At 63.4% G+C, this 8,508-nt stretch carries 8 protein-coding genes and 1 tRNA gene; 7 read left to right on the top strand and 2 right to left on the bottom strand.

The window, feature by feature from the left end:
• Positions 1–144 precede the first annotated feature (144 nt).
• Positions 145–216 (bottom strand) — tRNA-His (locus AC6UAL_RS09415).
• A 142-nt stretch (positions 217–358) separates the two neighbouring features.
• Between AC6UAL_RS09415 and AC6UAL_RS09420 the strand changes: the two genes are divergently transcribed.
• The 5 genes from AC6UAL_RS09420 (at position 359) to AC6UAL_RS09440 (ending at position 4,628) form a co-directional block, all read left to right on the top strand.
• Positions 359–496, top strand: coding sequence for a CGxCxC motif mini-lipoprotein (locus tag AC6UAL_RS09420; protein WP_500683125.1), 138 nt, complete (start codon positions 359–361; stop codon positions 494–496).
• Positions 497–609: 113 nt separating this feature from the next.
• Positions 610–1,920: a GTPase HflX gene (gene hflX, locus AC6UAL_RS09425; RefSeq protein WP_500683126.1), complete on the top strand. Its 1,311-nt coding sequence runs from the start codon at positions 610–612 to the stop codon at positions 1,918–1,920.
• A gap of 45 nt (positions 1,921–1,965) precedes the next feature.
• Complete coding sequence (locus AC6UAL_RS09430) at positions 1,966–2,628, top strand: L,D-transpeptidase (protein ID WP_500683127.1); 663 nt, start codon at positions 1,966–1,968, stop codon at positions 2,626–2,628.
• Positions 2,629–2,802: 174 nt separating this feature from the next.
• The gene (locus AC6UAL_RS09435) at positions 2,803–3,042 is read left to right on the top strand and encodes a hypothetical protein (protein ID WP_500683128.1); all 240 of its coding nucleotides are present in this window, start codon (positions 2,803–2,805) and stop codon (positions 3,040–3,042) included.
• A 20-nt stretch (positions 3,043–3,062) separates the two neighbouring features.
• Positions 3,063–4,628 (top strand): YifB family Mg chelatase-like AAA ATPase, encoded by a 1,566-nt coding sequence (locus AC6UAL_RS09440; protein WP_500683129.1) that lies wholly within the window; start codon positions 3,063–3,065, stop codon positions 4,626–4,628.
• A gap of 125 nt (positions 4,629–4,753) precedes the next feature.
• Here the strand turns inward: AC6UAL_RS09440 and AC6UAL_RS09445 are convergent, their stop codons facing one another.
• Positions 4,754–5,704, bottom strand: a complete 951-nt coding sequence (locus tag AC6UAL_RS09445; RefSeq protein WP_500683132.1) for a UDP-glucuronic acid decarboxylase family protein — start codon at positions 5,702–5,704, stop codon at positions 4,754–4,756.
• Between the two features lie 166 nt (positions 5,705–5,870).
• Between AC6UAL_RS09445 and AC6UAL_RS09450 the strand changes: the two genes are divergently transcribed.
• Both AC6UAL_RS09450 and AC6UAL_RS09455 read left to right on the top strand, forming a co-directional pair.
• Positions 5,871–6,947, top strand: coding sequence for an Mrp/NBP35 family ATP-binding protein (locus AC6UAL_RS09450; RefSeq protein ID WP_500683130.1), 1,077 nt, complete (start codon positions 5,871–5,873; stop codon positions 6,945–6,947).
• A gap of 484 nt (positions 6,948–7,431) precedes the next feature.
• A complete protein-coding gene (locus AC6UAL_RS09455) occupies positions 7,432–8,415 on the top strand; it encodes an AEC family transporter (RefSeq protein WP_500683131.1) in 984 nt (327 codons plus the stop codon).
• Positions 8,416–8,508: the final 93 nt, after the last annotated feature.

Consider the following 8,508-nt stretch of genomic DNA (forward strand, 5'->3'; position numbering starts at 1 on the left):
CAGCGGTGGCTCACTCGGTGGTCTGATATGCGGTTTCCACACACTTTGCGCTTGACCCCACACTTTGCGCTTGACCCATGATATTGCGGCGCTTGTGTATAAAAAGATTTGCGCGGTTTCCTCATTGCTGAAGAAACCGCGCAGGGTGAGCAGTGGGGATCGAACCCACGACAACCGGAACCACAATCCGGGGCTCTACCACTGAGCTATGCTCACCATCTGTGCAGCATGACTGCGCGCGCATTATACGGCAGAGCAGGAGTCTTGGCAAGCATTTTTTTACGCGCAAGCTCATTTTAGACTTCTTGTGCGGGCTTTTGTCTTGCTTTTCGACACGTTTTGCGTTTGAATAGAGCGCATGAAAACGACGCTGCTGCTTCTCGTCGGGGCTCTCACGGCCGGGGCTCTCAGCTCCTGCGGGAGCTGCAATTGCAATTCGTATGATCGCGATTTGCTCTACGGTTCGCCCGTGGATTCGTCCCGCTCCTTTAACTGAGCCCCCTGCGGCCAAGCTCACCTTGCCCGTGAGCCTCTGAGCCCCTGTGCCGACGTCGCCTTCAGCAACGCCCCGTTTCTCTTTATCGTTTCTCATTAACCCGAGGAGGCCCTATGTCATTTGAAATCCGAGAAAAACCCGATATGGTCGAGCATGCCCTGCTGGTTGCTCTGGGTATGCCCGGCGATTCCCGCCGCGAACGCCAAGCTCTGCTGGCCGAATTGCAGGATTTGGTGAGCAATCTCGGTATCGGTATCGTCGGTACGATGCTTGAGTTTACCCGTGAGGTGCAGGCTAAGTATCTCTGCGGTATCGGCAAGGCTATGGAGATTCAGGCCAAGGCGCAGGAGCTCGGTGCGGATTGTGTCATTTTCGATAATCTGCTGACGCCTTCCCAGCAGCGCGAGTGGGAGAAGCTGCTCAATGTGACTGTGATTGACCGCGAGGAGGTTATTCTGGATATTTTCGCGCAGCGCGCCCGGACGCGCGAGGCTGTGATGCAGGTCGATCTCGCCCGCATGCAGTACGCGCTTCCGCGCATGTCGGGTATGTGGAAACACCTCGACCGCCAGCGCGGCGGTTCCGGCGGCGGAAAAGGCGGCGGCGCGGCGGCCCGAGGCGAGGGCGAAAAGCAGATTGAGGTCGATCGCCGTCTCGCTCACGAGCGTATTGAGGCGATTCGCGCCGAGCTTGAGGTGGTGCGCCGCCAGCGCAGTACGCAGCGCAAGGAGCGCAAGCGCCAAGGGATTCCGACGGCGGCCATCGTCGGTTACACGAATGCCGGCAAATCGTCGCTGCTCAATCTGATGAGCGGAGCCGACGTGCTGGCCAAAAATATTCTCTTTGCGACGCTGGAGACGACCAGCCGCAAGATTGAGCTGCCCGACGGTCAGCCTCTCGTCCTGACGGACACCGTCGGCTTCATCCGCAACCTGCCGCACCGCCTTGTCGAGGCTTTCAAGTCGACGCTCGAAGAGGCGACGTTGGCGGACTTTTTGATTCAGGTGGTCGATGCGAGCGATTGCGAGGCGCTGCGGCACTATGAGACGACCTGCGAGGTGCTCGCGAGTCTCGGCGCGGCGGATAAGCCCATGGTCGTCGTCTGGAATAAGACGGATCTCATCCCCGAGGAGCAGCGCGAGTCGACTCTGGCCGCGCTCTCGGCCAAGACGGATGTGCCCTGCCTGAGTATGAGTGTCCTGCGCGATGAGGGCCGCGAGCAGTTGCTGAGCGCCTGCACCGAGATGCTCTCGCACCGTGTTTCGACGGCGCGTTACCGCATTCCCATGGCCGAGAGTCGCATTATCGCCATCATGCACCGCGACGGCAAGGTGATCAGCACCGAGTATGAGGGCAATGATGCTCTTGTCGAGGCGATTCTGCCGCGCGAGTTCGCGGCCCGCCTTGAGGCTTATCGCTGCTGAGTTCGTGTCCGCTTCATCCTCTTTCCCACACAGCCATCTGACGCCATGAAACGATTCCCGCATTTTTGCCGATGGACGGCGCTGCTTGTGCCGCTTGCGCTGCTCGCCTCTTCCTGCTCGCAGTCTCCGGACGATCTGCGGCGCCACTATGAGAGCGAGGGCGACCGCCTCGACAGACTGGCAAAAAACAAGCGGGTTCCCTCCACGTTCGAGTCTTTCATCGCCAGCCCGAACTATCGCACGAGCCGAGATATCTGGCGCGGGGCGGCGCTGAATCGCTACGATCCGAAGAATTCGCGCGTCGAGATTTTGCTCGCATTGCAGCGAGGGCGGCTCTACATCAATGATGAGATCGCGATGGACTTCCCGGTGTGCTCGGGGCGCGTCGGCGGACATGAAACGCCGCGCGGCACTTTCCGCATCACGGAGAAGATTCGCGATCACCATTCGACGCTCTACGGTTCATTTGTCGATGCCTCGGGGCGCGTCGTTCAGGGCGATGCGGACTCACGCCGCGCGCGCCCGGCCGGTACGACTTTCCGAGGCGCGAGCATGCCGTACTGGATGCGATTCAACGGCAGTATCGGTATGCACGTCGGTCAGGTGCACCGCGACAGCAAGTCTCACGGCTGTGTGCGCGTGCCCGTTGAAGCCTGCCGCATTCTCTACGATAAGCTCGAAGTGGGTTCTCGCGTGACGGTGAAGTGAGGCCGGAGCGTGCGGGGCGTTGTTTCGGGCGCGAAGGCCGTTCCGGCGGGGGAGCTTTCGGGTCGGAGTGCGGCTCGGGGCGACGCCGGAAAAGAAATGCGGGAGGGGTCCCTTTTTTGCTTGCAGGATCCTGCGGCTCATGTTACAGTCAACACAATCATGACACCTTCCGCTATGAAATACCTCTCTCTGATGGGCTCCGCCGTTTTGGCGACTCTCTCCGTTTCTTGCCAGCAGCAACAGGTGGCGCAGACGCCGTGCGTGCCCGCTGAGTCCTCCATCAATCGCTGCCGCTCGTGCAATTCGTCTTCCGCGACGAGCTCGAGCTATGTGGGTGATTTGGCGGATCATTACCGCTTCTGCCCCGCTTGCCCCGAGCAACGTCTGGAGTTCCGCACGCAGCCCGGCACCTGAAGCCGGCTTGACTCAAGCCTATGATCACGCGCTTGCACTCGGCGGCCGTCACCGGCATTGACGGCTTTGAGGTGCAGGTGGAGGTTGATGCCCATCAGGTGGAGGATGCCGGCCGCATCAGTGTGGTCGGCCTGCCTGATGCGGCCGTGCGCGAGAGTGTGCAGCGCGTCACCTCCGCCTTGGGCAACTGCCGTTTTTTTCTCCCGGCCGGGATGGTGGTGACGGTGAATCTGGCGCCTGCCGACGTTAAGAAGCAGGGGCCGGGTTTTGATTTGCCCATTGCTCTCGGGCTGGAGATGGCCTACCAGATCAACCACCGCAATGTGCCGGAGCCCTTTCGGCGCCGTGTGCCGCTGCATCCCGAGCGCTGGAGTTTCATCGGGGAGCTGGCTCTGGACGGCATGGTGCGCGGGGTGCGCGGGATTTTGTCGCTGGCTATGGCGGCGCGCGATGCCGGGCGCACCTATTTGATGGTGGCTGAGGAGAACGCCGCCGAGGCGGCCGTGGTGGACGGCATTCGCGTGTACGGCGTGCGTTCGCTGCGCGATGCTTGGGATCTGCTGCTGGAGCCCGAGCGCTTTGAGACGACGCAGGCGCAGAGCTTTGCCCCCGATGCAAGCGGCGGGCCCGATTTCGCGGACGTGAAGGGGCAGCCTTACGCTCGGCGGGCGATGGAGATTGCGGCTGCGGGAGGTCACCATGTGCTGCTGTGCGGCAGCCCCGGCAGCGGCAAGAGTATGCTGGCGTCTCGCCTGCCGTCCATTCTGCCGCCGCTGACGCGCGAGGAAGCGCTGGAGAGCAGCAAGATACACTCCGTCTGCGGCTTGCTGCCCCGCGCGGGCGGTCTGCTGCGGCAGCGCCCCTTCCGTGCGCCGCACCACACGATTTCGGACGTCGGGCTGATGGGCGGCGGAAGCAATATATCGCCGGGCGAGGTCTCGCTGGCGCACAACGGGGTGTTGTTTCTCGACGAGCTGCCCGAGTTTCATCGCCGCACGCTCGAGACGCTGCGCCAGCCGCTCGAAAGCGGGCATGTCACGATTTCGCGGGCTGCCGGAACCATGGATTTTCCCTGCGACTTCATGCTGGTCGCCGCGATGAATCCCTGCCCCTGCGGCTACCTCGGGGATCCTCGCCGCGCTTGCCGCTGCCGCCCGGGCGAGGTCTCGCGCTACCTGCACAAGATATCCGGCCCTCTGCTCGATCGCTTCGACCTTCTCATCGACGTGCCGCCCGTCGACCCGGAGAGCTTGCTGCACAAGGCTGACGGCGAAAACAGCGCCTCCATACGCCGACGCGTGCTCGAGGCTCGCGAGCGTCAGCATCGCCGCTACGCCGGCAGCTCCATTCGCTGCAATGCCCGCCTCAGCGGGCGCGATCTGAGGCGCTGCTGCCCGCTGAGTCTGACGCAGCAGCAGATGCTGCTCGAAGCCGTGCGGCGGCTGGGGCTTTCCGCCCGAGCCTTCGACCGCATCCTGCGCGTCGCCCGCACCATTGCGGACTTGGGCGGGCGCGACGGTCTGACGGACGCCGACCTTTACGAGGCCATCCAATTCCGCCAGTTTGAGAGCCGCATGGCGCCCTGAGCTCTCGGCGAGCGCTTCGCGCATCGCGCCGCCGCGCCTGTGGTGTTGCTCAGGCGTGCCGTCGCTTTGCCGCGCCCTTGCGGGCGGGGCGTTGCGAGCCGTGCCCTGCGGGCCGGGTCGGAGGCTCAGAGGGCGAGCTTGCGGCGGAAGTAGGCGATCGTCCTGTCGAGCCCATCGTTGAGCGGAATCGTCGGCGCCCAGCCCAACTGTTCGCCGGCAAGGCTGATATCGGGGCGGCGCAGCGCCGGGTCATCCGCCGGCAGAGGCTTGAAGACCAAGCGGCTGCCCGTGCCCGGAATCTTGTGCAGCACCATCTCGGCCAGCTCGCGCACGGTGAACTCACCAGGATTGCCGAGATTGACCGGGCCGGTGAATCCGCGCTCATTCTCCATCATGCGCAGCATCCCCTCGATGAGATCGTCGATGTACTGGAAGGAGCGCGTCTGGCTGCCGTCGCCGTAGATCGTGATATCCTCGCCGCGCAGCGCCTGACAGATGAAGTTTGAAACAACGCGCCCGTCCTGCGGGTTCATCGACGGGCCGTAGGTATTGAAAATGCGAATGACGCGAATGTCGACACCCTCGTGGCGGTGGTAGTCAAACATGAGACTCTCCGCACAGCGCTTCCCCTCGTCGTAGCAGGCGCGAATGCCGTTCGGATTGACGTTGCCTCGGTAGCTCTCAACCTGCGGGTGCACCTTCGGGTCGCCGTAGACTTCCGAGGTCGAAGCCTGCAGAATGCGGGCGCCGTCGCGCTTGGCCAGCTCGAGCATGTTCAGAATCCCCAGCACGCAGGTCTTCGTCGTGAAAATCGCGCGCCGACCCTGATAAAAGGGCGGCGAGGCCGGGCAGGCGAGGTTGTAGATGCGGTCGAGTTTCTCGGGGCAGTCAAAGGGGTTAATGACATCGTGCTCAACAAGCGTGAAACGCTCCTGCCCCGCGAGATCGCTGACGTTGTCGGGAGAGCCCGTGTAATTGTTGTCGAGGCAGATGACGCGGTTGCCCTCGGCGAGAAGGCGTCGGCAGAGGTGCGAGCCGACAAAGCCCGTCCCGCCCGTTACGAGAATGTTCTTCACCATATCCGAGTCCCATTCTAGTCTTTCGCCCCCCTCGCTGCAAGCTTAAATCTTGCGCTTGAACTCGGCGCGGCGCCGTGCTACAATGGCGCGCGGCGGTGCGGGGCTCTTGCTCCGCACGGATGCCGTTCCGATTTCTCATTCCAGACGCATATTCCAGACGCATATGAGTGATGCTAATTTGACGCCGGATCTGGTTCGCGCAGCCCTTACAACGGTCAAGTATCCGGGCTTCAGCCGCGATATCGTATCGTTCGGCCTCGTGAAAAACGTGACAGTCTCGCCGGAGGGTGCCGTCGTGGTGGACCTGGTGGTCGAGAGTAAAAATGCCGATGTGCCCCGCTACATCTACGAGAACGTCATGGGCGTTGTCAAGGAGTTGCCGGGCGTCAAGCAGCTCGACGTGAACATCGAGCACCACGCGCCGCAGACGCGCAAGCAGAAATCCGTCAGCGATGACCCCGCCGACTGGAAGTCGAGCGTGCCGGGCGTCAAACACGTGATTGCCGTTGCCTCCGGCAAGGGCGGCGTGGGCAAGAGTACCGTTTCGGCCAACCTCGCCGTGGCTCTTTCTCGCCTCGGTTACCGCACCGGGCTGCTCGATTTGGACATTTACGGCCCGTCCATGGCCCTCATGTTCGGCACCAAGGAGCGCCCGGGCTGCAGTGACAAAGAGCAGTTTCTCCCCGTTGAAGCCCACGGCGTCAAGCTCCTTTCGATGGGCCTCATGATCGACGAAGCTTCTCCCGTCGCCGTGCGCGGCCCGCTGGCGACCCGCTACGTTCAGCAGTTCCTGCGCGATGTCGACTGGGGCGGCCTCGACTTCCTCATCCTCGACATGCCCCCGGGCACGGGCGATATCCAGCTCACCATCGTCCAGACCGTCGATCTGGCGGGTGCCGTCATCGTCACGACGCCGCAGGAGGTGGCGCTCATTGATGCACGCAAGGCCGTGGGGCTCTTCAACCGCGTGGAGACACCCATCCTCGGCATCATTGAAAACATGAGCTACTTCGTCTGCCCCAGCGACGGGCTCGTCTACAACATCTTCGGCGAGGGCGGCGGCGAGCGCGAGGCTCAGAAGCTCGGCGTCCCCCTGCTGGGCAAAATACCGCTCGATATCCAAACGCGCGCCTGCGGCGATGAAGGTCGCCCCGTCGCTCTCGAAGACCCCGGCCACAACCGCGTCGCCGCCGCCTTCCAAGGCGTCGCCCAGACCCTTGCCGGCGTGCTCGGCGAATAAAGATCACGCGCGGCCGTCGCCGCCCGCCGAGACGGGGAAACACCAACCCGTTTCGGCGGGCGAGCGCCCGCAGCGAGCTCCGCGATGCTCTGCCGCAGCGCCGACGCACAAGGCTCGAGCCTTCCTGCCTCGCCCGTCGCTTCGTCCGTCGCTCCGCAGCCCCGCCTTCCCCGAGACCGCGATGCTTCCGAGAGGGTGAGTCCGCGAGACCATGAGGCTACGAGGCTGCGAGGCCGTGAGGCCGCCTGACCGCCTGACCGTGAGACAGCGTGACCGCATGACTGTGTGACAGCGTGACCGCATGAAAGCGTGGCGGCGTGACGGCGAGCCCTCGTCGGGCGGATGCACCCGGCTCACTTGTCGACGGAGCCGCCGTCCTGCCTCACGGCTCGCCTTCCTCCTCATGGCCCGAGCGGAAACTCGGCTGCGTCCCTCCGCCTGCGCGAAGCCCGAGAAACCCCCTGCCAATCCCTGATTTTGTCGTATGTGGGAACTCATAGCCAACTCCTTTCTCTCGACGATACCCGTCTTTGTCTTCTTCGCCATCGGCTACCGCCTGCGCAGCCAAGGCTCCCTTGCACCGGAGCACGACGGCCCCATCATGCAGCTGGCCATGGACGTCGGCTACCCCTGCCTCATCTTCTACAACATCATGAAATACATGGTGACGGAGGCTAACCCCACCGTCAGCTCCGTGTCTTTCTCCCTCCAAGCCCTCGCCTGCGGCTTTTTGGAGCTCTTCGTCGGCGTCCTCGTCGCATGGTTGGTCGCCAAAGCGCTGCGCCTGCGCATCGGCACGGGCCTCCGCACCTTCAGCCTCACCGCCGGTGTCCAAAACTACGCCTTTTACGTCATCCCCATCATCCAGATGCTCTTCTCGGCTCCGGGAGACCCGACCATGGGCGTACTCTTCGTGCACAACATGGGCTGCGAAATCTTCGTATGGAGCCTCGGCGTCATCCTCGTCTGCGGCGGCGCCACCGGGCTGCGGCTCGGCATGCTGCTGCGCGGCCCCCTGCTCGCCGTCTGCCTCTCGCTCGCGCTCGCTTGGAGCGGACTGGGCAGCTACGTCGCCCAGCCCCCCGTCATGAAAGCCGCCGAGATGATCGGCAACGTCGCCACCCCCGTCTGCCTCATCCTCTTCGGTTGCTCCATGTACGACCTCAGCCGTCACTTCGTCTGGCAGCCCCGCATGCTCATCTCCGGCGTGCTGGCTCGCCTCCTGATTGCCCCGGCCGCCATCCTGCTGCTGGCTTGGCTGCTGCCCGTCGATCCCCTCATCAAACGCATCATGGTCATCCAGAGCGCCATCCCCAGCGCCGTCGTCCCCGTCATCCTCGCCAAGCGCTTCGGCGGCGTGCCCGAGGTCGGCACACAGGTCTTGCTGGCGACGACGGCCGTCTCCTTCATCACCCTGCCGATCTGGCTTTCTCTCGGCAGCCTCTGGGTCGTGCCCCTCTCGCCCTGAGCGCCTCCGAAAGCCGGGGTCTCGAGCAGTTTTGTTGATCCACAACGTGGCCTCCGGCAAACAAAAAACTGACTCCCCAGGTCTTGCCTCCCA

Source organism: Candidatus Parakkermansia intestinigallinarum, assembly GCF_944389695.1.
Classification (GTDB): Bacteria; Verrucomicrobiota; Verrucomicrobiia; order Verrucomicrobiales; family Akkermansiaceae; genus Akkermansia; species Akkermansia intestinigallinarum.

Excerpts from the sequence above, each read along its gene's own strand:
- AC6UAL_RS09420 (WP_500683125.1), top strand. The coding sequence starts at position 359 with ATGAAAACGACGCTGCTGCTTCTCGTCGGGGCTCTCACGGCCGGGGCT.
- hflX (WP_500683126.1), top strand. The coding sequence starts at position 610 with ATGTCATTTGAAATCCGAGAAAAACCCGATATGGTCGAGCATGCCCTG.
- AC6UAL_RS09430 (WP_500683127.1), top strand. The coding sequence starts at position 1,966 with ATGAAACGATTCCCGCATTTTTGCCGATGGACGGCGCTGCTTGTGCCG.
- AC6UAL_RS09455 (WP_500683131.1), top strand. The coding sequence starts at position 7,432 with ATGTGGGAACTCATAGCCAACTCCTTTCTCTCGACGATACCCGTCTTT.
- AC6UAL_RS09440 (WP_500683129.1), top strand. The coding sequence starts at position 3,063 with ATGATCACGCGCTTGCACTCGGCGGCCGTCACCGGCATTGACGGCTTT.
- AC6UAL_RS09450 (WP_500683130.1), top strand. The coding sequence starts at position 5,871 with ATGAGTGATGCTAATTTGACGCCGGATCTGGTTCGCGCAGCCCTTACA.
- AC6UAL_RS09435 (WP_500683128.1), top strand. The coding sequence starts at position 2,803 with ATGAAATACCTCTCTCTGATGGGCTCCGCCGTTTTGGCGACTCTCTCC.